Source organism: Streptomyces sp. NPDC002619 (assembly GCF_042889305.1).
Classification (GTDB): Bacteria; Actinomycetota; Actinomycetes; order Streptomycetales; family Streptomycetaceae; genus Streptomyces.
In genome coordinates, this window is sequence record NZ_JBIAQV010000055.1 from 17,988 (window position 1) to 41,541 (window position 23,554).

At 69.0% G+C, this 23,554-nt stretch carries 22 protein-coding genes and 5 pseudogenes; 14 read left to right on the forward strand and 13 right to left on the reverse strand.

Going from position 1 to position 23,554, the window contains the following annotated elements:
• The first annotated feature begins 245 nt into the window (after window positions 1–245).
• Window positions 246–3,023, forward strand: a complete 2,778-nt coding sequence (locus tag ACFYXB_RS39950) for an ATP-binding protein (protein ID WP_389589940.1) — start codon at window positions 246–248, stop codon at window positions 3,021–3,023.
• Window positions 3,024–3,047: 24 nt separating this feature from the next.
• On the opposite strand, the gene ACFYXB_RS39955 is transcribed toward ACFYXB_RS39950, so the two are convergent.
• A complete protein-coding gene (locus ACFYXB_RS39955; RefSeq protein ID WP_389589942.1) occupies window positions 3,048–3,809 on the reverse strand; it encodes an SDR family NAD(P)-dependent oxidoreductase in 762 nt (253 codons plus the stop codon).
• Between the two features lie 164 nt (window positions 3,810–3,973).
• A complete protein-coding gene (locus ACFYXB_RS39960; RefSeq protein WP_389589944.1) occupies window positions 3,974–4,375 on the reverse strand; it encodes a cupredoxin family copper-binding protein in 402 nt (133 codons plus the stop codon).
• A gap of 223 nt (window positions 4,376–4,598) precedes the next feature.
• Between ACFYXB_RS39960 and ACFYXB_RS39965 the strand changes: the two are divergent.
• Window positions 4,599–5,510 (forward strand): annotated as a pseudogene (locus tag ACFYXB_RS39965) (ISL3 family transposase).
• Between the two features lie 153 nt (window positions 5,511–5,663).
• Here the strand turns inward: ACFYXB_RS39965 and ACFYXB_RS39970 are convergent.
• Window positions 5,664–5,858, reverse strand: coding sequence for a hypothetical protein (locus ACFYXB_RS39970; protein WP_389589945.1), 195 nt, complete (start codon window positions 5,856–5,858; stop codon window positions 5,664–5,666).
• 69 nt (window positions 5,859–5,927) lie between these two features.
• Here ACFYXB_RS39970 and ACFYXB_RS39975 point away from each other — a divergent pair, with 69 nt between their 5' ends.
• A complete protein-coding gene (locus tag ACFYXB_RS39975) occupies window positions 5,928–6,242 on the forward strand; it encodes a hypothetical protein (RefSeq protein ID WP_389589946.1) in 315 nt (104 codons plus the stop codon).
• Between the two features lie 80 nt (window positions 6,243–6,322).
• Here the strand turns inward: ACFYXB_RS39975 and ACFYXB_RS39980 are convergent, their stop codons facing one another.
• Complete coding sequence (locus ACFYXB_RS39980; protein WP_389589947.1) at window positions 6,323–7,228, reverse strand: helix-turn-helix domain-containing protein; 906 nt, start codon at window positions 7,226–7,228, stop codon at window positions 6,323–6,325.
• A 147-nt stretch (window positions 7,229–7,375) separates the two neighbouring features.
• Here ACFYXB_RS39980 and ACFYXB_RS39985 point away from each other — a divergent pair, with 147 nt between their 5' ends.
• Window positions 7,376–7,837 (forward strand): isomerase, encoded by a 462-nt coding sequence (locus ACFYXB_RS39985; RefSeq protein WP_389589948.1) that lies wholly within the window; start codon window positions 7,376–7,378, stop codon window positions 7,835–7,837.
• Between the two features lie 87 nt (window positions 7,838–7,924).
• Here the strand turns inward: ACFYXB_RS39985 and ACFYXB_RS39990 are convergent.
• Window positions 7,925–8,328, reverse strand: a pseudogene (locus ACFYXB_RS39990) (transposase); the annotation flags it as partial.
• Between ACFYXB_RS39990 and ACFYXB_RS39995 the strand changes: the two are divergent.
• A complete protein-coding gene (locus ACFYXB_RS39995) occupies window positions 8,327–8,695 on the forward strand; it encodes a transposase (RefSeq protein ID WP_389589950.1) in 369 nt (122 codons plus the stop codon). The pseudogene ACFYXB_RS39990 and the gene ACFYXB_RS39995 sit on opposite strands and share 2 nt — an antisense overlap.
• A gap of 493 nt (window positions 8,696–9,188) precedes the next feature.
• On the opposite strand, the gene ACFYXB_RS40000 is transcribed toward ACFYXB_RS39995, so the two are convergent.
• From ACFYXB_RS40000 to ACFYXB_RS40010, 3 genes and pseudogenes are all read right to left on the reverse strand, one after another.
• Window positions 9,189–9,404 carry a hypothetical protein gene (locus tag ACFYXB_RS40000; RefSeq protein WP_389589972.1) on the reverse strand — a complete coding sequence of 72 codons (216 nt, stop codon included), beginning with the start codon at window positions 9,402–9,404 and terminating at the stop codon, window positions 9,189–9,191.
• A 23-nt stretch (window positions 9,405–9,427) separates the two neighbouring features.
• Window positions 9,428–9,805 (reverse strand): annotated as a pseudogene (locus tag ACFYXB_RS40005) (IS630 family transposase); the annotation flags it as partial.
• Entirely contained in the window at window positions 9,715–10,257 is a 543-nt protein-coding gene (locus tag ACFYXB_RS40010; RefSeq protein ID WP_389589952.1) for a winged helix-turn-helix domain-containing protein, read from the reverse strand. The gene ACFYXB_RS40010 and the pseudogene ACFYXB_RS40005, both read right to left, overlap by 91 nt.
• Before the next feature lie 333 nt (window positions 10,258–10,590).
• Between ACFYXB_RS40010 and ACFYXB_RS40015 the strand changes: the two genes are divergently transcribed.
• From ACFYXB_RS40015 to ACFYXB_RS40025, 3 genes are all read left to right on the forward strand, one after another.
• Window positions 10,591–12,780, forward strand: coding sequence for a glycoside hydrolase family 3 protein (locus ACFYXB_RS40015; RefSeq protein ID WP_389589953.1), 2,190 nt, complete (start codon window positions 10,591–10,593; stop codon window positions 12,778–12,780).
• Between the two features lie 334 nt (window positions 12,781–13,114).
• The gene (locus ACFYXB_RS40020; RefSeq protein ID WP_389589954.1) at window positions 13,115–13,873 is read left to right on the forward strand and encodes an FHA domain-containing protein; all 759 of its coding nucleotides are present in this window, start codon (window positions 13,115–13,117) and stop codon (window positions 13,871–13,873) included.
• A 12-nt stretch (window positions 13,874–13,885) separates the two neighbouring features.
• Complete coding sequence (locus ACFYXB_RS40025) at window positions 13,886–14,275, forward strand: hypothetical protein (RefSeq protein WP_389589955.1); 390 nt, start codon at window positions 13,886–13,888, stop codon at window positions 14,273–14,275.
• Between the two features lie 120 nt (window positions 14,276–14,395).
• Here the strand turns inward: ACFYXB_RS40025 and ACFYXB_RS40030 are convergent, their stop codons facing one another.
• Window positions 14,396–14,728 carry a transposase gene (locus ACFYXB_RS40030; protein ID WP_389589968.1) on the reverse strand — a complete coding sequence of 111 codons (333 nt, stop codon included), beginning with the start codon at window positions 14,726–14,728 and terminating at the stop codon, window positions 14,396–14,398.
• Window positions 14,729–15,047: 319 nt separating this feature from the next.
• On the reverse strand, window positions 15,048–15,842 hold the full coding sequence (locus tag ACFYXB_RS40035) for a DUF1259 domain-containing protein (RefSeq protein WP_389589956.1): 795 nt from the start codon (window positions 15,840–15,842) through the stop codon (window positions 15,048–15,050).
• Between the two features lie 699 nt (window positions 15,843–16,541).
• On the opposite strand from ACFYXB_RS40035, the gene ACFYXB_RS40040 reads away from it, so the two are divergent.
• A complete protein-coding gene (locus ACFYXB_RS40040; protein ID WP_389589958.1) occupies window positions 16,542–16,814 on the forward strand; it encodes a hypothetical protein in 273 nt (90 codons plus the stop codon).
• A 355-nt stretch (window positions 16,815–17,169) separates the two neighbouring features.
• The gene (locus ACFYXB_RS40045; protein WP_389589960.1) at window positions 17,170–17,652 is read left to right on the forward strand and encodes a hypothetical protein; all 483 of its coding nucleotides are present in this window, start codon (window positions 17,170–17,172) and stop codon (window positions 17,650–17,652) included.
• Between the two features lie 384 nt (window positions 17,653–18,036).
• Here ACFYXB_RS40045 and ACFYXB_RS40050 read toward each other — a convergent pair.
• A pseudogene (locus ACFYXB_RS40050) lies at window positions 18,037–18,462 on the reverse strand (transposase family protein); the annotation flags it as partial.
• Window positions 18,438–18,659 (reverse strand): hypothetical protein, encoded by a 222-nt coding sequence (locus tag ACFYXB_RS40055; protein WP_389589962.1) that lies wholly within the window; start codon window positions 18,657–18,659, stop codon window positions 18,438–18,440. The pseudogene ACFYXB_RS40050 and the gene ACFYXB_RS40055, both read right to left, overlap by 25 nt.
• Window positions 18,660–18,898: 239 nt before the next feature.
• Here ACFYXB_RS40055 and ACFYXB_RS40060 point away from each other — a divergent pair, with 239 nt between their 5' ends.
• The 4 genes and pseudogenes from ACFYXB_RS40060 to ACFYXB_RS40075 form a co-directional block, all read left to right on the forward strand.
• Window positions 18,899–19,186: an FCD domain-containing protein gene (locus ACFYXB_RS40060; RefSeq protein WP_389589964.1), complete on the forward strand. Its 288-nt coding sequence runs from the start codon at window positions 18,899–18,901 to the stop codon at window positions 19,184–19,186.
• Window positions 19,187–19,266: 80 nt separating this feature from the next.
• On the forward strand, window positions 19,267–19,551 hold the full coding sequence (locus tag ACFYXB_RS40065) for a hypothetical protein (RefSeq protein WP_389589966.1): 285 nt from the start codon (window positions 19,267–19,269) through the stop codon (window positions 19,549–19,551).
• 80 nt (window positions 19,552–19,631) lie between these two features.
• Entirely contained in the window at window positions 19,632–19,985 is a 354-nt protein-coding gene (locus tag ACFYXB_RS40070; protein WP_389589970.1) for an SsgA family sporulation/cell division regulator, read from the forward strand.
• A 39-nt stretch (window positions 19,986–20,024) separates the two neighbouring features.
• Window positions 20,025–20,303: pseudogene (locus ACFYXB_RS40075) on the forward strand (TetR/AcrR family transcriptional regulator); the annotation flags it as partial.
• A 74-nt stretch (window positions 20,304–20,377) separates the two neighbouring features.
• Here ACFYXB_RS40075 and ACFYXB_RS40080 read toward each other — a convergent pair.
• On the reverse strand, window positions 20,378–22,621 hold the full coding sequence (locus tag ACFYXB_RS40080) for an RICIN domain-containing protein (protein WP_389589967.1): 2,244 nt from the start codon (window positions 22,619–22,621) through the stop codon (window positions 20,378–20,380).
• Window positions 22,622–23,554 lie beyond the last annotated feature (933 nt).

A 23,554-nucleotide genomic window follows, 5' to 3' on the forward strand; every position in this document is an offset into this window, starting at 1 on the left:
CACGCTCTTCATCGTTGTCACCTGTCCCATCCGGTGTGCTGGCAGTGGTCCCGCATTCGGTTCAGGACCCGCACCTGCAGAGTGGTTTTCAGGGACGTCCCCTGCCCCCAGGCAAGTCCCTGGGAGGACACACGGGTCCCGGTGGGCGGGAAGCCCTGGGCGGACATGCCCCCCGGGCGAGACGCGTGGAGCGACGGGAGGGCGATCCGGTGCCGGACGTCGGCCTGCACTCGTACCCTGTGCGCATGTCCAGATCACGGAGTGTTGCCTTCATGGGCCGCGCTCGTGAGCGGGTCGAGCTTGACGCCCTGCTTGCCGACGCCCGTCACGGGGCCGGTTCGGTCCTGGTCATCCGGGGCGAGGCAGGCATCGGCAAGACGGCCCTGATGCAGTACTGCGCACGCCAGGCGTTCGGGTTCCAGGTCCGGGAGGTCTCCGGCGTCGAGTCCGAGATGGAGCTGCCGTTCGCCGCGCTCCACCAGCTGTGCGCGCCGATGCTCGACCGGCTCGACGTCCTGCCGGCTCCCCAGCAGCAGGCGATCCAGGTGGCTTTCGGGCTGGCCGGCGGTAGTCCTCCGGATCCGTTCATCGTCGGCCTGGCGACGCTCGGCCTGCTGTCCGAGGTCGGGGCCGAGCAGCCGCTGGCCTGCCTCGTCGACGACGCCCAGTGGCTGGACAGCGTGTCCAAGCAGGTGCTCGGTTTCGTCGGCCGGAGGCTGAACGCCGAGTCCGTGCTGCTGCTGTTCGCCGTCCGGGGAGAGGCCGCAGACGCCGACGACCCGGGGTTCGCCGCGTTGCCGGTCCTGACGCTCGGCGGGCTGACCGACGAGGACGCCCGCGAGCTGCTCACCGCGACCGTTCCCGGGCGCCTGGAGAAACGGGTCCGCGACCGGCTGATCGCCGAGACCCGCGGGAACCCGCTGGCCCTGGTGGAGTTGGCGGGCGAGATGAGCCCGGAGGAGCTGGCCGGTGGCTTCGCCGGCCGGCCGTCCCTGACCGGCATGCTGCACGACCTCTACCTGCAGCGGATCGGGAGCCTGCCCGAGGCGGCCCGGCTGTTCCTGGTGCTGGCCGCGGCCGACCCGACCGCCGACCCCGCGCTCGTGTGGCGCGCGGCGCACGCTCTGGGGCTGGGACGCGACGAGGCGGCGGCCGCCGAGACCGAGCAGTTGCTCGTCATCGACTCACTGGTGCGCTTCCGGCATCCGCTGGTGCGCTCGGCGGCGTATGCGGCGGGCAGCGCGGAGCAGCGCCGTACCGTGCACCAGGCGCTCGCCGAGGCGACGGATGCGCAGGCCGATCCCGAACGCTGGCTGTCGCACCGGGCGGCGGCCGCCACCGCGCCGAACGAAGACATCGCTGTGGAGCTCGAGCGGGCGGCGGACCGGGCAGAGGCCCGCGGGGGCTTGTCGGCCGCTGCCGGCTTCCTGCAGCGGTCGGCCGCGCTCACCGAGCGCCCCGGCACGCGGGCGGACCGTACGCTGGCGGCCGCGTCGGCGCACCTGCAGGCTGGCTCGTTGCAGACCGCCGGCGCCCTGGTGGCCGAAGCAGAGGCGGATGCGGGCACCGATCTGCAGCGGGCCCTGGTGGCGCGGCTGCGGGGGCAGATCGGCTGGGCCTCCTCCCCCGGGCGGTCGGCCCCGGCCCAGCTGCTGCGGGTCGCGACGCAGCTCGACGGGCTCGACGCGGGTCTGGCGCGGGAGACCTACCTCGACGCCTGGGCCGCGGCCCTGGTAGCCGGCCGGTTCGCCGAGCCCGGTGGGCATCTTCCGGACGTGTCGCGGGCGACCCTGCAGTCGCGCGCCATGGCGGAGCCGTCGCCGGAGCCGGCGCATCTGCTGCTGCGCGGATTGGCGACCCTGATCGACGACGGGTCGGCCGCCGCGGCGCCGAGCCTGCGTCAGGCCGTCGACGCGTTCGTGCACGATCCCGATCCCGGCTGGTTCCAGAAGGGCGCCAACCTCGTCGCGACGGCCGCCGTCCTGCTGTGGGACTTCGACACCTTCGCCCTGCTGAGCGGCCGCTGGACGCAACACGCCCGCGCATCGGGCGCCCTGGCCCCGTTGGTCGGCTCCCTGGGCGTGCAGGAGCTGGTAACCACATGGCGCGGCGACCTGAAGGCGGCGGCAGCGCTGCGGGACGAGGGCGAGACGATCGCGGACGCTACCGGGACGAGGATGTTCCCGCTGGGGGCGGCGCTGCTCGCCGCCTACCGGGGCCGTGCGGACGAGGCCATGCCGCTGATCGAGGCGACCGCCACCGCCGCGGTCGAGCGCGGCGAGGGCATCTCCTCCCAGGCCGCGCACTGGACGGAAGCGGTCCTGCGCAACGGACTCGGCCAGTACACCGAGGCGATGGCGGCCGCGGAGCGGGCCGTCGACGAGACGTACCTGCCGCAGTTCACGTGGTGGGTGCTGCCCGAACTGGTCGAGGCAGCGGTCCGGGCCGGGAAGCGGGACGTCGCCGAGCGGGCGCTGCGGCGGCTGACCGGACACGCGGGCGATGCGGACTGGCCGGTGGGCATCGAGCTTCGATGCCGGGCCCTGCTCGGCGACGGTACCGAGGCTGAACGGCTGTACGCCGAGGCCATCGAGCGGCTCGACCGCACGCAGCTGCGCCCCGAGGCCGCCCGGGCACGGCTGCTGTACGGCGAGTGGCTGCGCCGCGAACAACGGCCCACCGACGCCCGCGACCAGCTCCGGGCGGCCCACGACCGGTTCTCCGCCATGGGTGCGGAGGCGTTCGCCGAGCGGGCCCGGCGGGAGCTGGCCGCCGCCGGCGAGAAGCTCCGCAGGCCGGAGTCGCAGGCCGCCACCGGGCTCACCTCGCAAGAGGAGCACATCGCGCGCCTGGCCCGGGACGGGCGCACCAACCCGGAGATCGGTGCCGAGCTGTTCATCAGCGCCCGGACCGTCGAATGGCACCTGCGAAAGATCTACATCAAACTCGGCATCACGTCGCGCCGGGCTCTGCGAGAGGCCCTTCCGGCCCTGGGGGACGGTTCCTCGACAGGGCCGCGCTAGGTCCGGCGCACGGGTCCCGGCGGGTCACCAAGTCTGGTCTGCTGCCCGGACGACGATCTCGTTCACCGCGACACGGCGGGGGCTGTAGACGATGAAGGCCACGCTGCGCGCGACGTCCTCCGGTGCCAGGCGCTCGGTCTTCCGGATCCGCGTCTCGACGCCGGGGCGCCGCTCCTCCCGCGTGCGCGAGGCATGTCCGGTGTCCACGGTGCCGGGTTCGACCACGCTGACCCTGATCCGCTGCAGCTGCAGCTCCTGCCGCAGGGACTCGGAGAAGGCCGCCACGCCGGCCTTGGTCATGGAGTAGACGGCCGTGCCGGCGCGGGCCACCCGGCCCGCGGTCGAGCTGATGTTGACGACGTCGGCCACGTGCCGCGGGTCCGAGGCGGCGGCTTTCGCCAGGTGCGGCTGTGCGGCCTGAGTGACGTAGAGCAGCCCCAACTGGTTGACCGCCACCATCCGCTCCCACTCGCCCGGCGGCGCGTCCTCGACGGGGCCGACGAGCATGACCCCGGCGTTGTTGACCACGGTGTCCAGCCGACCGAACCGGGCCACGGTCTTCTCGACCGCCCGAGCCGCCTGCCCGCGGTCGGTCACGTCCGCCTCGACGCACAGCGTGGGAGGGCGCAGGTCGAGCACCTGCCGCGCCACGGCTTCCAGGCGGTCCCGCCGCCGCGCCACCAGTGCGACCGCCGCGCCCTGCTGCGCGAGCGCGACGGCGGTCGCCGCGCCGATGCCGCTGCTGGCACCGGTGACCAGGGCCACGGTGCCGTCCAGTCGCTCCATGATTGCCTCTCCCCACACGTGCTCCGCCCGCGCTCCACCGCGGGCCGGGTGTCCCTCTGCGAGCATGGGCCCGGCCCGGCCCGGCGGGACCAGGGACGTCCCTGGTCCCGCACCCCGGTGAACGGCATGGCCTGGGCTCGGCGCGCGGGCTCGCCGCTTGGGTATCAGCCCACGGTGAGGGTGCCCTTCATGTTCGGGTGGATGGTGCAGATGTAGGAGTAGCTGCCGGGTGCGGACGGTGCGGTGAAGGTGGCGGTTGCGTCGCCTGCGATGCTGCCGGTGTCGAACGTCTTGTCCCCGGCGGTGACGGTGTGCGTGGCGGAGTCGCGGTTGACGACGGTGATCTTCGTTCCGGGGCGTACGCGAAGGTTCGCCGGGGTGAAGGCGAAGTTCTCGATCACGATGCGCGCAGCAGCGGGGCTGGCACTGGTCGCGGCGGGTGGGGCGCTGGTGGTGGTGGGGCCATTGCCGTTGCCGCCGTTCGAGCAGCTGACCAGGGCGAGCAGGGTGATGGCTCCCCCCAGGGCAACGGCGGTGCGGCCCCGGTGCAGTGGGGTGAATGTCATGGGGGCGGGCCTTTCGGGCGGGGACTGCGTGGTCAGGCTCGGCCGGTGGTCGGCGGTTGCATTCAGGTTCGCTCTCACTGACGGTGCTTGGGCGGGGCGTACCGCCGTCTGCTTCGTCTGCTCACCCACGGGGGCGTGTGTCCGGCTGTGGCGGGGGTTACTTGAGAGCGGTGGCGGTGCGGCGGAAGAGGATGGCTGCGGCGAGGGTGAGTCCGGTCAGCCAATGGAAGCCTTCCGCACGCAGGCCCGCGACGTCACCGAGGCACCTCTGCCGCAGGTCGCAGTCCTGGGCATCGACGAGACCCGGCGCGGACGGCCCCGCTGGGAACAGGATGCGGATACCGGCAAGTGGCGCCTGACCCGGGACCGGTGGCACACCGGCTTCGTCGACGCCCTCGGCCACGGCGGGCTGCTCGGACAGGTCGAGGGCCGCACCGTCGCCGACGTCCTGGCCTGGCTCGCCACCACCGACCTGGACTGGAGAAGGGGCATCGGCTACGTCGCCATCGACATGTCGGCCACCTACCGCGCCGCGATCCGTATCGGCCTGCCGCACGCCACTGTCGTGGTCGACCACTTCCACGTGGTCCAGCTCGCCAACAAGACGCTGTCCATGGTCAGGCGCCGCACCACCGCCGAGACCCGCGGCCGACGCGGACGGGCGAGCGATCCGGAGTGGAAGGCCAGACGGCGGCTTCTGCGCAACCGCGAGGACCTCACCGACGACCAGTTCGCCACGATGTGGAACACGCTCCTGGGCGAGGGGGAGATCGGGCAGACGCTGCTGACGGCCTGGATCGCCAAGGAGAACCTGCGCACCCTCCTCGCCCTGGCCCGCACCGGAGTCGACCGCCACCAAGTCGGCCACGCCCGCTGGAAGTTCCTCACCTGGTGCGCAGATTCCGGCATCCCCGAAGTCCGCCAGCTCGCCACCACCGTCGACCGCTGGTGGCCCGAGATCGGCGCGTTCATCGACACCGGTCACAGCAACGCCTAGAGCGAAGGGATCAACCGCGTGATCAAGCTCGTCGCCCGCAACGCGTTCGGGTTCCGCAACGCTGACAGTCAGCGTCTACGGACACGCTGTGTCACCACTCGCCGAGCCCGCGGACACCTCCGCACGGCTCAACTTTGAAGACCCTCTTTGACGCGGCCCGGACGTTCGGAACCGACATCCGCCTCGAGCCCGCGCCGGCGCCGGTCCCGAGCTGGTGGACGGGGCCGTCCTTCACGAGCGACGCCGAAGTGGCCGCCCTGCTCACCGCCAAGGCAGACGAAGGCCGACCGCTCAGCCCTCGCCGCGGCGCGGCAGGCTCAGGCGCTCGCGCAGTTCGGACCAGGCCGGAGCGAACATCTCGGCGAACACGGACCAGTCGCTGTCCCACGGGGTGGCGCTGGCGGCGATCTGTCGGATCCGCATGGAGTAGGGGATCCGCGTGTCCAACGGCTCGACGTGATCGACCTTGATCTCCTCGTCGACCATGCTGGCCCGCGGACCGATGGCACGGCGGACGCTATGTACTAGGCCGTGTTTTGGAAGTCGGCCGAGGACTTGACCGCCGCGCTCGCCGAGACCGAAGCGCGCCTCGCGGACCTGGCCACCACCCGAAAGGTCATCGTCGAACTCGCGCCGACCGGAGGCGGAGACGAGGCCGATCCGCCCGAGTCGACCACTGCCTACCAGACCATCCTGAACGCCTTCAACCAGCACCCTGACCAGGCATTCAGGGGCCGTGAACTGCACGATCTCCTCGGCCTGCCCACCGACGACCCGTGCATGAACGTCACCCGCAGTCGCCTCGGGCGCCTCACCCGTCAAGGCTTCCTTATCCAACCCGGACGAGGCATCTACCAGAAACGGACTTAACGCCCTCTGAATAGCTGTCCGTCACTTCCCCGCAGGAACAACCAGGCAGACCACCGACTTCGAGAACACGGCGTAGCCCGTCACGGCGCGGGCGGCCCGTCCGGCGTGGGCGGCCCGTCCGGCGTGGGCGGGGGGAGCGCCGCGCGGAGAATTGCCGCCGTGCCCGGATCGGCCGGGAAGAAGGTCTCGACGGCGATCTCGTCGAGGGTCACATCGCGCGGTGACCCGAATACCGTCGTGGTGTAGAGCAGGGCCAGCTCACCGTGTTCGGTGGACAGCCTCAGCGGCACGACCAGATCGTCCGCGCGTACGCCCCCGCCCGCCCGGCCCGCCCGCTCACGGACGTCCGCGGGGCTCGCCGCCTCGGAAAGGCCACCCGGCTCGAAGGGCTTCGCCGTGTCGGCGTCCGGGACGGGATAGCTCTCCAGCTCCGCCAGCAGTTCGGCCAGGCCGTCCGCCGAAGTCCGGTCCAGCTGCCGGCGGACCCGGCGCAGGACGTGTGCACGCCACTGCGCCAGGTTCCGGATCCGGTTGGCCATGCCGTCGGGGTGCAGGGTCGCCCGGAGCACGTTGAACGGCGCGCTGCCCAACGACACATCCGCGTCGCCGAGAAACACCCCCATGGCCCGGTTCGCCGCCAGCAGGTCCCAGCGCACGTTCACAGCGAGCGCGGGATTCGGCTCGTGGCCGGTCAGCACGGCCTCCACCGCCGCCCGCGCCGCGCCCAGGTCGGCGAACGCCCGCTCCGGATGGACCGGGGCGAAGCCCGCCGCCAGGTAAAAGGCGTTGCGTTCCCGCAGCGGCACATCGAGCTCGTCGCAGAGCCGCCGGATCATGTCCCGGCTCGGATTTGCCCGTCCCGTCTCGATGCAGCTCAGGTGCCGGGTGGACATCTCAGCGGCGAGCGACACGTCGAGCTGCGAACGGCGCCGCCGCCCGCGCCAGCGCCGTATGAGCGCCCCGACCGGCTCGGTGGTCGTCGTCATGCGCCCAGGGTGCCCGCCGCGCCGCGGCGACGGCAATGACCTCCGAGGTCATCGACACTCCACGACCGGCCGCCGCACAGTCGAAGGGCCGGCACGCCGTTCGTACTCGACTCACCACCCTGCTCGGCCAGTTGAAGGGACACCACCATGACCGAGACCACCGCACCCGACGAGACCTCAGGACACGCCGAGCCGCGCACCGACGCGTCCGGCACGGAGGCCGTCCTGGACCGTTACGTGCGGTTCTGGAACGCCAGCACCGAGGCCGAGCAGCGCAGCCTCGCCGCCGAGACCTTCGCCGACCGCGTCGAGTACCACGCCGAGATCGGAGTACTCACCGGCGCCCAGGCGTTGATGGACTTCCGCGACCAGTTCCTCGACCACATGGGCACCGCGTCCCTCCAACTCCGGGCCCGGCCCCGCTTCCACCACGACCGCGCCCGGCTCCAGTGGGAGATCGTCACCGGCGAGCCGGACGGGCACGGCGAGGGCAGGTCCTTCGCCACCGGCACCGACGTGCTCGTGCTGGACGGGAAGGGCCGCATCACCTCCGTCACCACCTTCCTCGACCGCGCCCCCGAGGGCTTCGACTCGGCCGCGCACCACTAGCTACTTGCCCCTGAAAAAGTGTTTGGGCTGGTGACGGGGCTGGCGCTGTAGGACGGCGCTGTGCCGCTGGCTGGCGGAGCATCTCCCTCACTGGCTGAGGACGGCCATCCGCTGGAGGTTGTAGGCGAAGATTCCCAGCCCGGCCCAGGTCTGGGCGCCGGCCAGGCGGCGCAGGCGGGTGCGACGGAATCCGAAGCTGCGCTTGAGGTGACTGATACGGGCCTCGACGCCGACTCTCCAGTTGCGCATCCGCCGAAATGGGCGAGTTTGCTCGTACTCGCGCCGTGCCTTTCCAGGCTTTCCAGCACGTTGCAGGCCGACCCGCTGGACACCGAGTTCGGCCAGGGCGAGATCGTTGGCCGCCGTGCCGAAACCTCGGTCCGCGACGACGTGTTGGGCGGGCGGCCCGTCAGTGACACGGCGCGCTCCACCGAGGGAACCAGTTGCGGCGCATCGGCCGGGTTTCCACGCTGGACCTGGTGGTCGACGATGTGGGGCATCGCCGGTTCCCACCAGATCCAGTTCCTCGACGCCCTGCACCGCGACCACGCCGAGATCGAAGACCGCATCCGCACCGGCAAGGCCATGGGCCTGCACAACCTGCCCTCACAGTCCTGGCAGATCAACACAGGCTGGATGCTCGCCGCGAACCTCGCGGCCGATCTCGACACCTGGCTCCGTCTGCTGACCTTGCACGACAGCGAGGACCTGACAGGCGCCGAGCCGGACACCATGCGCTTCCGCCTCTACCACCTCCCCGCCCGCCGCCGCTACCTGCGCATCGAACGGACCTGGCCTTGGGCATCGGCGTTCACCACCAGCTGGACGAGGCTCACGCAGCTACTGGCCGCCACTTGACCGCCGGCTCACGCCCCGACGAGGACCAGGAAGGAGGAGAACTCGCAGACCCCGGGCCCGTGGAACCCGGCGCACCCCGCGGCGTCACGCGACGGCCCGTCCTCCAGCGGCAGAGGACATTACGGGCGAACAGCTGCACCGATCAGCGACCGAAACCCGCTGACGAATCGAGGTTAGACGTGGCTAATACCACACATAGAGGTGGTATTTGAGCTTTCCGTCAGTGCCGTAGCCGTGCAGGCATGCGTAATCCTTTCCGGTCGCGTTCCCCGCTTCCAGGCACTCGCCGTAAGCCCAGTAGCTCCGGTAGAAGTGCCAGCTCGCCATGGGGGAAACGGCACCAGCGGCCCTGCTCGCAGTCGACGTGGTGCTGGATGCCGCGGTCTTTGCGACTGGTGCAGGCTGGTCAGCCTGAGCCGATAGGGCTGGGGCAACGACGGCGAGCACACCACCGAGGGTACTGAGGTTGAACTCGCGATAGCGGGTGGGTTGGTCAAGGTGGCTCGATGATCAGACCGGTCTCGGCGAGGCAGCCGTCGAGCAGGTGCGGGCGGTACTGGATCTTCTTCAGCTTGCGCTTCATGACGCGAACGAGGTGATCGAGGTTGGCGGCGGCGAGGTTCTCCAGCGACCGTTTGAGCAGCGACCACACCCCCTCGGTCGAGTTGAGGTCGGGAGCGTAGGGGGCAGCTGGAACACGCTGAGCCACTCCTTGTTCTCCGCGATGAAGTCCGCAAGCTCGCCGGTCAGATGGACATTCAGGTTGTCCCACACCCACACGATCGGCGTGCCGAGCTGGTGGTGCGCGAGCACGATCAGGTCGCGGTAGTCCCGCCAGGCAAAGCTCTTCCGCTCGCCCTTGCGCCCGCGCCACACATGCAGCCGGTAGAACAAGTGCGACCGCGCACCGGGCTTGAAGCACACGACGCCGGCCACGGAGACCCGGCCCCGATTGCTGCCGCGTACCCGCATCACCGGGGTCTGGCCGCGCGGTGCCCAGGTACGTCCCTTCGGCGGCCTCAGTCCCTGGCCCGCTTCGTCCTCGAAGCAGACGCAGGCGCCCAGGTCCGCCGCGGTGCTTTTACCCGCGGCCACGCCTCGTCCTTCCACACCTCGACCGCCTCGTCGTCCCGTTCGATCGCCCGGTGAGCGGGCACCTGCGCGGACCATCCGTGCCGCCGGAGCAGTTTCCACACGCCCTGCACGGTGTAGCCGACGTGGAACATCCGCCCGATCAGCGTCTTGATCCGCACCAGCGTCCAGCCCTGGCCCTCGTCCCAGCCGTGCGCCAGCGGTCCCCGTGCCAGCTCCCGCTCCAAACGCTCCCACTGCCGGGGGGAGAGCCGCTCCACCGACATCGGCCCCTTGGACCGCAGGGCGTCCAGGCCTCCCTCGCGCCAGGCCTGACGCCACTTCTCGACCTGCCGCTTGCCCACCCGTAACTCGGCAGCGATCTCAGCGGTCTTCTCACCCCGCCCGAACCGCGCACCGGCCTCCAACCGCACCCGTTCCCGGGCCTGTTGCCCCTTGGACGTGAGCCCGCCTCCCTGCGCGTATCTCATGCACACGGCATACCGCAGGGATCACAAGCCGTCACGACCAGCCGCTATCGCGAGTTCAACCTCAGTACCCATCGGGTGGCCATGTCATGCCGGACGGAACCGGACAGAAGTGGTTCCGGCTTCGGCTCCCGAAGTCTTGACGATCGTCTTGCCGCCTCATAGCTTCACGACTTGCACAAAGGCTCAGGCAAAGTCCGTCCACCTCCCTGCCGTTGGCCCTGACCCCACCAGGTCACGCGGTGCGTCTCGGCATGAGTTCCGCATGCCGCTCGTCAGGTCGCCAGGCCCAGCACGACGGGACCGGCGCCACGTCCTTCAATCAGGAGCCAATCCATGGGCATCGTGACTGATGCACGTACCAGACGCAGGAACCTCGCCGTGGCGCTCAGTGCCGCCGCGGCGCTGCTCGGACAGGGTGCGCCCGCCCTGGCCGCCCCACCCTCCGCAGCCGAGGCGCCGGCCTATCTCGACGCCGACGCACCGGTCGCCCAGCGGGTGGCCGATCTGCTTGGCCGGATGACTCTCGAAGAGAAGATCGGCCAGATGACCCAGGCCGAGCGCGGCGCGGTCGCCGACGATCCCTCCAAGATCAAGACGCAGATGCTCGGGTCCGTTCTCTCCGGCGGCGGGTCGACCCCGGCCCAGAACACCCCCGCCGCCTGGGTCGAGATGGTCAACACCTTCCAAGCGCAGGCCCTGCAGACCAGGCTGAAGATCCCGCTGATCTACGGCATCGACGCCGTCCACGGCCACGGCAACGTCCGCGGCGCGACCGTCTTCCCGCACAACGTCGGCCTCGGCGCCACCCGCTCACCAGGCCTGGTGAAGCAGGTCGGCCGGGCCACCGCCGCCGAGGTGCGCGCGACCGGTATCCCGTGGAGCTTCTCGCCCTGTCTGTGTGTGTCCCGCGACGAGCGCTGGGGGCGCAGCTACGAGAGCTTCGGCGAGGACCCGGCACTGGTCTCGCAGATGTCCACGGTCATCGACGGCTATCAGGGGCCTGCCGGGAACGGCAAGGACCGGACCTTCAAGTCCGACCGCGTCCTGGCCACGGCCAAGCACTTCGCCGGCGACGGCGGCACCACGTACAACACCGCGATCGCCCAGGCGAACGTGGGCAAGCCGTGGTGGGAGAAGAAGTACACTATCGACCAGGGCGTCACCGAGATGAGCCGCGCCGACTTCACGCGCCTGGCCCTCGCCCCGTTCGGCCCCGCGGTCAACGCGCACGACGTGGGCAGCGTCATGCCTTCCTACTCCAGCGTCGACTTCACCGACGACGGCCTCGGCAACCCGGTGAAGATGCATGCCAACAAGGAGCTGCTGACCGGCACCCTCAAGGGCGACCTCGGCTTCGACGGTTTCGTCATCTCCGACTGGGAGGGCATCCACCAGATCCCCGACCCGGCCGCCCCCGGCAACGGCGGGCTCACCCCTTACAAGGTGCGGACCGGCGTCAACGCCGGCAACGACATGCTCATGGAGCCCTACAGCGCGCAGCAGTTCGAGGATCTGCTGCTCGCCGAGGTCAAGGCGGGTCGCGTCGCACAGTCGCGAATCGATGACGCCGTGAGCCGCATCCTGACCAAGAAGTTCGAGCTCGGGCTCTTCGAGCACCCCTACGCCACGCTCGACGACGTCGACCAGGTGGGCAGCGCGGAGCACCGCGCCGTCGCCCGCGAGGCGGTCGCCAAGTCGCAGGTACTGCTGAAGAACGCGGGGAACGCGCTTCCGCTCAGCTCCAAGTCCAAGGTGTACGTGGCCGGGCGCAACGCCGACAACATCGGCAACCAGGCTGGTGGCTGGACCATCACCTGGCAGGGCGAGTCCGGCGACAACATCCCGGGCACCACCATCCTGAAGGGCATCCGCGAGGTCGCCCCGAACGCGGACGTCACCTTCAGCGCGGACGCCTCCGCGCCGGTCGGCGACGCCAAGGTCGGCATCGCGGTGGTCGGTGAGACGCCGTACTCCGAGGGTTACGGCGATGTGGGCGGCCCGGAGTGCGGCTGGTGCACCGTCCCGCAGCACGAGGAGAAGTCGCTCAACCTGAACGCCGATGACCAGAAGGTGGTCGACAAGGTCTGCGCCGAGGTCGAGACCTGCGTGGTGCTGGTCGTCTCCGGCCGCCCGCAGATCGTCGCCGACCCCAACGGTCGGATCGACGCGCTGGTCGCGTCGTGGCTGCCCGGCAGCGAGGGGGCGGGCGTGGCCGACGTGCTGTTCGGTCGTCAGGGCTTCAGCGGGCGGCTGCCCGTGACCTGGCCGGCCAGCGCGGCCCAGGAACCGATCAACGTGGGCGACGCCGACTACCACCCGGCGTACCCCTTCGGCTGGGGCCTGCGCACCGGCGACGACTCGGATTCCTCCGACCTCGCCCAGGCCCTGGACCGGGCGCAGTCCGCGGTCGCCGCAGGCCGGGCACCGGCCGACTGGGCCGCGCTCATCGCCGACGCCGAACAGGCCCGCCTGACCGGCGACACGGCCAAGGCCCGCAACCTGCTCAACCAGGTCGCACGGTAACGAATCCAACCGGCCGGCCCACCTCCAGGGTGGGCCGGCCGCGGCGCGTCAAACTTCACGAAACCCCAAGGGCCTCTCGCCTGGTGAGTACGTGGGCGACCTCAGGGCCACTGACACTGATGCCTGCGACGATCTACAAGCTGCACGCCGAACTCGCCGCCCGAAGAGAGATGCGTGCCCGACGTCACTCTTCCTGCCCGTGGCCAATACGGCGAATGTCTGATCCGGAACAGACATCTATTTTATGCGCCTTCTTCCCGATAGCTCACGCGGCTCCTAAAATCCATCCATAGACTCGTGCTTGACGGGGGACGCCATGGGGTCAGGTGGCAGCGTGGCCGGGCCGCGGCTAGTGATCACGGATCCGGCTCAGTTTCGGAACACCGCATTTGTATTGACAGGCGGCCGCCAGGTTGTCGGACGCGCGCCTGGCTGCGATCTGCGCCTGGAGCATCCGCATGTGAGTGGCCGTCATGCCGAGCTGAGCAGGTCCGGCGTGCAAGTCCTCATTGAGGATCTGTCCTCCACCAACGGGACGTATGTCAATGGCAGCCCGGTGCGGGGGCCTCAGCTGCTGCGTTCGGGGGACACCATCTGCTTCGGCGATGTCCGCGCCCGCTTCGACGATCTGGCGCAATCCGTCACGCAGACGGCGCAGGCACCTGCCTTCAACGTCAGGTCCCAGCAGGCCGGAAGCATCAACAACGTGGGGCGGGACCAGTACATCCAGGAGGCGCAGCAAAGCTTCCTGAAGGAAGTGGCGGCCACCCGTAGCAGGGGGCGGCGGCTCATTCTCGTGGGTTTCGTGCTCACTGTCGGCGGCTTTGCGCTCTTCGCCTGGGGCGTCCTGCGCTTCATGGGCATGGTCGGCAGAGGCCTCCAGCAATCGGTTGATTCGACTGATCCCTCCTCCGTTCCTTCATTCGATGACCTCGGAACGGTGTGGGGTGACCAGATCGGTGGGGTTCCGGTCTTCCTGTTCGGCTGGGTGGCCGGGGCCGTCGGCGGCATCCTGATGATCGTCGGGCTGGTGCTGCATGTAATTGCCGCCGCCCGCCGTCGTGCCTACGAGCGCATGACCTTCTACTCCTGACAGAGGCTGGCCATGACCTTCAACATCGGCAGTCAGCAGGGCAATATCAACAACATTGCGGGTGACCAGACCATTTACGGCGGTCAGCACGGCACCTTCCACGGCGCGCCTCAGGATCCCGGTGAACTGGTCGTCCGCCTTCGCGAGGCACTCGACCGCACCGCCCTGCCGCCCGATGTCGCAGCCGAGGTGCGTGATGAGGTCGCAGGCCTGAACGCCGCTGTCACCAGCCCCACTCCGGACCGCCCCCACGCCGCCGATCGGCTCGCCCGCATCACCCGCATCCTGGCCTCGGCCGGCGCCCTGACGGCCGCGGCGGGGCCGGTCGCGGGAGCTCTTGTCGCGCTCGCCCAGTGGCTGGGGTCTTTGGGCGAGCCGGTCCTGCAGGCGCTCGGTCGGTGACTCCCAACCAAGGTCCGGCCCTGGTAGAGGATCGCGTTCACGATCTCCCGCATCGCGTGGGGGCGAGAGGGTGGGGCTTCTTTCCGGCTCTTCGCTCGTTTCTGTGGGTGAGGTGATCGGTCAGCTGCGTCCGGGGAGTGGGCGGGCGTAACCGGCAAGGCAGAGCAGGATCATGGCCCGGAGGGCCTCGACGCTGCGGAAGCCGTAGGACCGCCGGATGAGAAGGCGGATCTTCGTGTTCAGCGATTCCACACGGGCGTTGGTCAGCCGGTATGCCAGCGCGTTGGCGATATCCGTGCGGTGGGCGCGGATGGTGCGGGCGAGCTTGACGAACGGCTTGAGTCTGCTGCGGCAGGCCCAGGCCAGCCAGGCGTCCAGCAACCGCGTCCGCTCCGGGCCACCCGGCGCGAACACCTTCCGCAGCTGCTCCTTGAGCAGGTAGGCCCGGTACAGCGGCTTGTTGACGGTCTAGTAATCGAGAGCTACGCCAACCCGTACGCCAACGGCAACGCGCAACGGCGGCCAACCGAGATCATCCATGGCCCTTATGATCAGGCCCTACCCCGCCAGGACGCGGCCTGAAAAGCGGAAGGTCGCCGGTTCGACGCTGGCCCCCGCCGCAGCCGCCCGTCAGGGCAAACAGCCCCTCCGGGATCTTCCGGAGGGGCTGTTTTCGTGTCGGTGGCGTCCGGTCCGGTGGCGTCCGGTGCGTGCTCTCGGCGTGTCGGCCGGGAGTCCTCGTAGTGGATGTGCGTGGGCTTTCGGCCAACCGCTACTCGCCCCCTTCTGCCCCACCGGCGGGCGCGGCGTTGGTAGCGGCCACCGCACGGCGCAGGGCCCGCGCAATCTTCACGGCGTCGCCGACGGCCCAGACGTGGATGAAGAACATGCGGGGCGTGTCGACCAGGCCATGGTTGTGCAACTCGACGATCCCGATTCCGCCGCGCTGGAGCGCGTCCAGCACGTCCTGCGCCTCCCCGGCCAGCACGGCGAAATCCCCGCTGACCGCGGCACGGCCTCCTCCCACCGGCTGGAAGCTGAGGGCCGTGGTCGCCCCGGAACCGGGCGGCAGGATGTAGCTGCCGTCGGTGATCGTCTCGCGGCGCCGGAAGACGGACTTGTAGACGCTGCCATAGACGGTGCCTGCGGTGCCCAGGGCGGCGTCGATGCCCGCTGTGTCCAGCTTCAGCTTCTGTGGAGGAGTCGTCGAGGACTTGGCGGGCGGCGTGCCTGTGCAGGCGAACGCGGCGCGCAGGCCGCGGGCCAGGGTCAGGGCATCCGGACCGTGCCCGTGCGTATGGATCCACACGAGACGGGGAGTGTGAGCGAGCAGGTGGTTGTGAATAGCCGTCTGCTCGATGCCGTGTGACTGCAGTGCGCCGGTCACACGGTGCAGCTCCGTCTCGGTGACGGCCAGTTCTCCCATGGTCATGATGGTGTTGTCGGCATAGCGGATGAAGGACACGTGCGAGCCGACGGCGAGTTGCGGCGACACAATGACGCCGTGGGAGACGACACGCAGGTCGGTGCGGGGGAAAGCCGTCCGGTAGATCAGTCTGCCCAGCATGCTTCCCTCGCGGCCCAGCTCCGCCGCGACGTGAACCCAGTCCTTCGCCGTACTCTCGGCCGGACGCACCAACGCGCCGGCATCCCGGCCGGCTCTGCCGTCAGCGCCTGCGCGCTCACCGCCGCGGGCGTGATCCGTGCCGCCGTGCGCCCCTTCGCGAGAGGCGCCCGGCTCGGCGCCGACAGCCCGTCCCGGCAGTGCCGCGAATGCCGATCCCAGCGCAGCCGTGGTCAGGACGCGGCGTCGTGATGCCCCTGCACCTGTTCCGGCCGGCACCGGCCTCGCTTCAGTAGCCATGTATTCGCCATCCCAACCACATTGGGGAGGGGCCCGCCGGATCCTCTCGACGAGCCACTCACGCGACCTGTGTTCCAGCGGTCTCCCTGCCCTGGACCGGGATCAACAGGCACAGCGTGACGGCTTAAACCGCCCGTAACCCTCTATTACGCCAAAAGTGGCATGTCGCTGCATCACACAACGTGGAGCCCGATCCCACCGAAAACGCTGTGCACGTACATCTCGACGAAATCGAACAGGGCTATGCCAACCCGTACGCCAACAGCAGCGCACAAGCACGGCCACCAGAGATCACCTACTCGCTCTGGATCAGGCCCGGCCTCGCCAGGGCACGGCCTGAAAACGAAAGGTCGTCCGAACGGCAGTCTTGCCGGCCTGCCTAGCGTCCGCCCCGTCCGGTAGGTGACGACTTCACGAGCGAAGCTGCAGTTCCAGGGCCTGTTGCGTGACATCAGCCAGGACTGCGCCACGAAAGCCAATCTTGGCGGCTTTTCGGGTGCATGGCTGTCGGATGCATACGATGATAAGCAGCCACTGAAGGCGGGTACGGCATTCTGCGTAATGACCGACAAGGGGAATATCGTCAATGCCAAAGTAGTACGATTGATTAGGAACGATTCCTCGCATGCGCCCGACGTGATCGAATTCACGGTAACCATGTGGAAGCCGGAGTGATTTGCGCAGCGTCTGGTGCCCGCCCGTTGCTGGAAGACGCCTCGGGCGGGCGACGCGCGAGACTGGGCGTTGGCTGGGCCGGTCTTCGGCTTGTAGCCGACCGGCGTCCACACCTTCGCGTCGGAGACGCCGGTGATGGTGGCCAGTTCAGACGCGGCAGCCGGGTAGCCGAGCGGTCCTGCATGTACGTCGGGTCGTAGTCGCGGACCCAGCGGGCCGCGATCCCATCCCCTCGAAGCTCGTGGTCGCGCCACGTCCTCGCTGCTGAGGGGAGTTATTGGGCTCCCCCTAACGATTTGAGTCCGATGTCAGTCATTCGGTACTTGGCGACGGTGGTCGTGATCGACTGGCCCGCATGGATGCGGTGTTGGGTTCGCTCATTGCGGTGGTCGGGACACTGCTTGGTTCAGTGGCCACGTACGTGTTCCAGCGTCGAGGAGTCGAGATCGCGGAGAACCGTGCACAACGGGAGCTTCGCCGACGAGAGCGCCTGGAAGTCTTCGCAGAATTCGCTGGGGCCGCGATGGATCTCCGTCGCGCTGCGTACGACCGCTGGCATCGTGAACGCGACTCGCCCGCATCGGATGCCTTCATCCTCGCCAGGGACGAGTACTACAAGATCTACGCCGCGGCGAGAAATTTTGAGCTGAGGCTGCGGCTTGTGGCGGATGATCAGGAACTCGCCGAACTTGCACATGAGGCGATCGAGCGTGCCGGCGATATCAAGGATTCTGCAAGCGAGGGTGAGCGAGCGACAGCCGGTGACCTGGCGAAGCAAGCCCTCGACAAGTACATACGTGCAGCATCAGCGAGGCTCAGCCCGGATCCACCGGCTTGACGCCTGTGGGTCGTTCTTCCGGAAACGAAGAAGTGCCTTGCGACCTGCGACGATGGGGTTTCTCTAGGACCACATCAGGCACGATCGGCAAGGCACTTTCGAGATGCAATCTTCCCATGCGCGACGGCTGTCTCATCCGCGTTCGATGACCCGAACTTGATCGCGTACGGCGGGCTGGAGCCGGTGGTGCGGCTGGCCGAGCGGTGTGGTCTGCCAGCTCTGGCGGACGAGCTCATCAGGCTGCCCGCATCGAAGGACGGCACCGGCGCCTTCCCAGCGGCGAAACTGATGTCGCTGGTGGGTGGCATGGCCGCGGGCGCCGACAGCATCGATGACATGGACCGCCTGCGGCATGGCGCGATGGGCCGCCTGTTCGCCGGGGTCCGGGGCGGTGTGACGCGACAGGCGCATGGCCAGTGCCGTCAGCAGACGCTCACCCGCCCGGCCTGCTAACTCCTTCACCACAGCCCTGACTTGCCTGGTCAGTCGCGCGGTGCGGCGTTGGTATCGCTCCAGCACTCCGGGCACTTGTTCGCGGAAGGTGTGGCGGCAGCCGCGCGTGGGACACACCAGGCGCCGCACCCGCACACGAACCACCACTCGCCGCCCGTCCACCGACACATCAGCCACCGTCCGCAGGTGATAGCCGTGCACACGCCCGGACGCCACCCCGCAGCCCGGGCACGGCACTGGGTCCTGCGGTGTCCGCGCCCGCACGAGAATCAACTCGCCCTCGTCGGCCACACCCTCGATGAGCAGCGGGGACAGGCCCGAAAACACCACATCTACAAGCTCGTTGACGTCACGCACACCATGCCAACGGCCCTGAGCAGGTGGCCGGCCAGTGTTCTGAGTCCAGCGGCATTCGCCTCGATCACGACGTCGGCACCAACGCTCCGGACCGCGATGTGCGCATCGCCTCCCCAGGTGAAGACCTGGGCGACACCATCGGTCACGACCGTAACCTCGGCGCTCACGTGCGGGGTGCTGTTGGCTTCGGAAGTCATGGCTAACATCATGCGGGTTTGGCGCACACGACTCCGGAGGGCATCCCTAGCCCCCCGTGCAACGCCTCTGACCAGGCCATACGCCGAGAGGAATCGGCCCTGCGCCTGATCTCTATCGCATACCGTGCGCAGGCCCTCCCGATGTGCGGGACCAACAGTCCTGTCCGTCATGTGCCGGCCGACGGAGTGCACCCGCAGCCGGTGAGCGTACTCATGCGAACCAGACCGGACGCTGGCGAATGAGACGGAAACTGAGCCCCGAAAGCGTCAGGAGCGCCGACGACCCGACGCTCGCGGAACACGAGCGTGTCGTACGCGCGATACTGCGCCGCAAGGCCGACCGCGCTGCGGAAGTCATGGCGGAGCACCTCACCCGCGGCCGTCAGCGCCAGCTCGGCCAGGCCCCCCCGAGAGCTGACCGCGGGGCGGCGGTCCGGAACCTCCGTCCAAACCCTCGTATTCCCACGCAATCCCGTGACGTTCTTCACGCGGCTTGTTTATTGTTCAACTACCCCGTTGCGGATTAACGTCCGGAATGTCCTCGTTGAACCAGCCGTACGTCAGACGGACAGTCAACAGGTCAGGGATCGCCAGAGGAGAAATGACCATGAACAAGCTCATGCGCCGCATCGCGACAGTAGTCGCTTCGGCGGTCATCGCTGGAGGAGCCGTTCTGGCGGCCGGGGGCTCCGCCTCCGCGGCCACCCCCACGCACAGCCCGCACCCGCGCCCCGCCGCGGTCGTGTACCGCCACGACCTGTGGATCGCCGACCAGTTGGCCGCGTTCGGGCTCGAGCACAGTCACGAGGGCTGGGTGAAGAGCGAATCGGATCACCGCTACTACCCGTGGGTCGCCGACCAGGTGGCGATATTCGTCTACCAGGTGCACTGAAGGGACGAACGGCCGTGAGAGCCCTGAGCAGAGTGGTCAGCCACGAGCTGCAGGTGCGGCTTGCCGTGTCGGAGGAATCCATGCTGTCCCTGCACATGCAGCTGTCCTACGAGTCCGCCGACCCCTACGCGGTCCATGCCCTCTTCCTGCTCGATGATCATGAGCCGGTGGAGTGGGTCTTCGCCCGCGAGCTGCTCGCGCAGGGGCTGCACCGGCCGACCGGCCCCGGCGACGTCCACGTATGGCCGCTGCGAGGCCGCGACCAGTACGAACTGTGCATCGCCCTCGCCTCCCCGGCGGGCAACGCCCTGCTGATCGCCCCGGCGCGCGAGGTCGCGTCGTTCCTGCAGCGGACCGATGCGCTCGTACCGCCGGGCACCGAGGCCGCTCACCTGGACCTGGACACCCAACTGGCGCGCATCCTCGCGCACTGACCACGCGGCCGGCAGGACGTCGCCGGTCGGAGGGTCCTCGACTACGCCACCGTCCAACCGGGGATGGCCGAGGCACTGCGCGCCGTCGTCGACTCCGGCGTCAGTCCCTGCGTCAGCCGCGAGCTGATGACGACCGCCCTCACCTCGCTCCTGGACACCGCGGCCGCCAAAGGCACCATCCGGTCGGACATCGGCGCGCCCGACCTGTTCGCTGCCCTGACCGGCGTCGCCCTCGCCGCCGGAAAGCCCGGACAACGCGAGCAGGCCGAACGCCTCCTCGACCTCATCCTGGGCGGTTGCGCTGCGGCACAGCAGTGAGGGGCCGGCCGACGGGGTGGGTCCCCGGGCCAGCCGGGCCCTCTGTCCTGCGTGCCGTCAGGTCCGTGCCGGACTCACGGGTAGCTGACCAGGTAGGCCACGTTGCTGCTGGGGGTGACCTGGTTGCCGGTGCCGTCGATGATGTGGTTGATGGTGCCGGCGCCGCCCAGGACCGTGGTGACCATGCTGTGGAACTTCACCGTGGACGTGGTGGGCACCTCGATGGCATGGCCGAGCACCACGGAGGGGTTGTCGCGGAGATAGGCGTAGACGCCCACACCCCATGCCTCGTGGGAGGTCACCGAGTTGGCGACCTTGTACGAGGCGTAGCCGAGGTCGCCTCCACTGGTGGTCCAACTGGACTGGTCGGGCACGTCGTAGGGGGTCTCGCTCTGGTAGAAGTAGGTGCGGCCGCCGTTGCCGTTCCAGGTGGTCTGGTACTTCTGGTAGTGCTCGACCGCCAGGCCGTACATGGTGACGTTGTTGCCGTTGACGATCAGTCCGTTGACGGCCGGGTTGGTCGTCCAGCCGACGCCGTTGGTGTGGTCCGCCCGCCACAGCCACAGGTCGTCGCCGATGACGTCGTTGCTGTTGATGACCAGTGACTGGGTGGCCTTGCCGGCGACGTCGCCGCCGATGCGGAAGAACACGTCGTGCAGCACGATCGGGTTGGCGCTGTGCCCGGCGCTCGAACCGGCCGGGCCGACCTGCATCAGCACGTTCGAGTTGGTGGTGTTCGCACTGATCAGCAGCCCGGCGATGTCGATGCCGTCGACATCGGCAGTGGTGATCGCGGTGACGCCGTTGTCCGGCACGAGGGTGGCCAGGCCCAGTCCCAGGACCACCGTGTCGGGGCGGGTGATGTTCAGCGGGGCGGACAGGTGGTAGACGCCCGGGGTGACGATCAGGTTCTGGCCCGCGGCGAGCGCGTTGTTGATCGTCGTGGCGGTGTCACCGGGCTTGACGATGTAGAACTGGCTGATCGGCAGCGAGGTGCCCGGAGCAGTGCCGTTGATCCAGTCCGGCCCCTGCACATTGGTGCGCACCGACGGGACGAACACCTGCCAGTTTCCTGAGCCGTCGACGTAGATGAACGGCTTCTCGCGCATCACCGGGCTCTGGGCGACGGTGGTGTACTGCGGGTTGGGGAAGCTGGTCGCCGGGGCGCCGGTGTCGCCGACGAACACCATGTTCCAGTTGCGCCCGGTCCAGCCGCCGTCCATGGCGGTGTTCTGGGTGAGGAACTGCTGCTGGGTCCCGGAGTTGATCTGGCCGGAGACCCGGGAGTTGCCGATGTAGCCGCCGCTGGACCAGTTGGTGATGGTGCCGTGGGTGTCGTCCCACAGCTTCATGCTGCCGTGCACATCCATCCGCCGGAACGGGTCGGCCTGCGATACGGCCCACATGGTGCTGCCCGAGCTGGGGCTCACGGACATGTTCTCGACGTCGCGCCAGAAGTTCTGGGTGGCGTTGCCGTCGCTGGTGTGACCCTCGACGTGCACGCCGCCGCCGGTGATCGACACCTGGTCCGGTGACAGGCCCAGCCCGGAGACCTGGGTGTAGTAGCCGACGGGGATGTCGACGTTGTACGTGCCGGGAGTGAACAGCAGGGCGTTGCGCTGGGTGCCGAACTCGTTGGTCTGCTGGGTGCTGTAGACCGAGTTGATCTTCGACTGGATGGTGGACATTGGCATCGACGGGTCGAACACCGTCACGTTGGGGCCGAAGTCCGGGGTGTTGGCCGGCGGGGTGATGCCGCCGGAGATCGTGAACGACTGGGCGCCCGTGCCGTTGCAGGTGTACTGCTGCAACTGGACGCTGTCGGCGGTGGACGCCGACGGCACATCGAGACACTTGCCGCTGTTGCGGTTGACGAAGTGGTAGGTGCCGGAGGCCTCGGCGACCGGCAGCCACTGCTGGTTGGCACCGCCGCCGTAGAGCCACAGCTGGGTCAGCGCACCGTCGGCGGTGGAGACGTCGGTCTCGTCCCAGACCTGATTCGGCGCGGAGGCCACGCCGATGCGGTAGTAGCCACTGTCGGTCGCGGTGAACTGCCAGGACTGGGCGCCGGTGCCGTTGCAGGTGTACTGCTGCACGGCGGTGCCGTTGGCGGTGGCCGCGGCACGCGCGTCCACGCACTTGCCGCTGTTGGCATTGACGACGGTCGTGGGAGCGGTGGGGATGGGCGCGGCGCCGGCAGCGGGGGCGGAGACCAGCGCGATACCGGCGGCGGTCGGCAGCAGAAGGGCGGTCGTGAAGGCGGCTGTGCGTCTGCGGTGACGGATGGCTCTTACGAGCCCGGCGAGAGAGTTGGTCACGCGTGTCTCCTCGGTCGCGGAGGTGGGGCGCGATGCGGATCGGACGCTAAGCGCCGCCCGACGGGCCGTCAATACTCATCAAAAAATAAGCCGTGAACTAAGCCCTCAGAGAAGGGAGATGAGCGGGAACGGCCCTGATGTCGAGGAGACCTCGTCGACGAGGTTCACGACGGGCACGGTGCCGGCCGCACCGGCTGCGAGACGACGCGCTTCGCTACGGATTCGTATCGGCCGGCGGCGGGGAGTGGTTCTCCCGCACGCTCCGGTCCTTGCCGATCGGAGCGCGGGTGTTCACCCACATCCCCAAGGTGGGATACGTGGGCGTCGGCACCGTCTCCGGCGAGCCGCAACCGTTCGAGGACGCCGTTCTCACCATTGACGGTCACAGCCGACCGATGGCTGACCTGCCCCTGAAAGGGACCTACCGACCCACCGCAGCCGGCGCAGAGGTGGACGGTCAAGATCGCCGTGAGTGGATCGTCCCGGTCACGTGGGAACAAGCTGCGCCCCGCGAGCGAGCGTTGTGGCGCCCGGGCTTCTTCGCCAACCAAAACTCGGCCTGCAAGCTCCGTGCCCGTTTCACCGGGTTCCTCCGAGGGTGCCCCGGCCTTCGGGCCGGGGAGGAATCGGACTCCTGTGGAGCAGGGCAGGGATAGTCGGATCGCCGTCTGGGCGATCCGGTGTCCACCCCGCACGGCGGTGCTGTCGCCCACAATGATCAAGAACTCTCACCTGTCAGTCCTCCCGGGTAGGTTCGGATGCATGACGACAGAAGCGACCACGAAGGACACCGGGCATGCCCGGTACACCTTCCGTGTGCGCCTGTCGAACACGGCCAGGCGCCGGCTCGAAGCCGAGTGGGATCGCTGCCGCTGGATCTGGAACGAATGCGTGGCCAAGTCCAAGCAGGTCCACGTGCAGAGCACAGCGGGC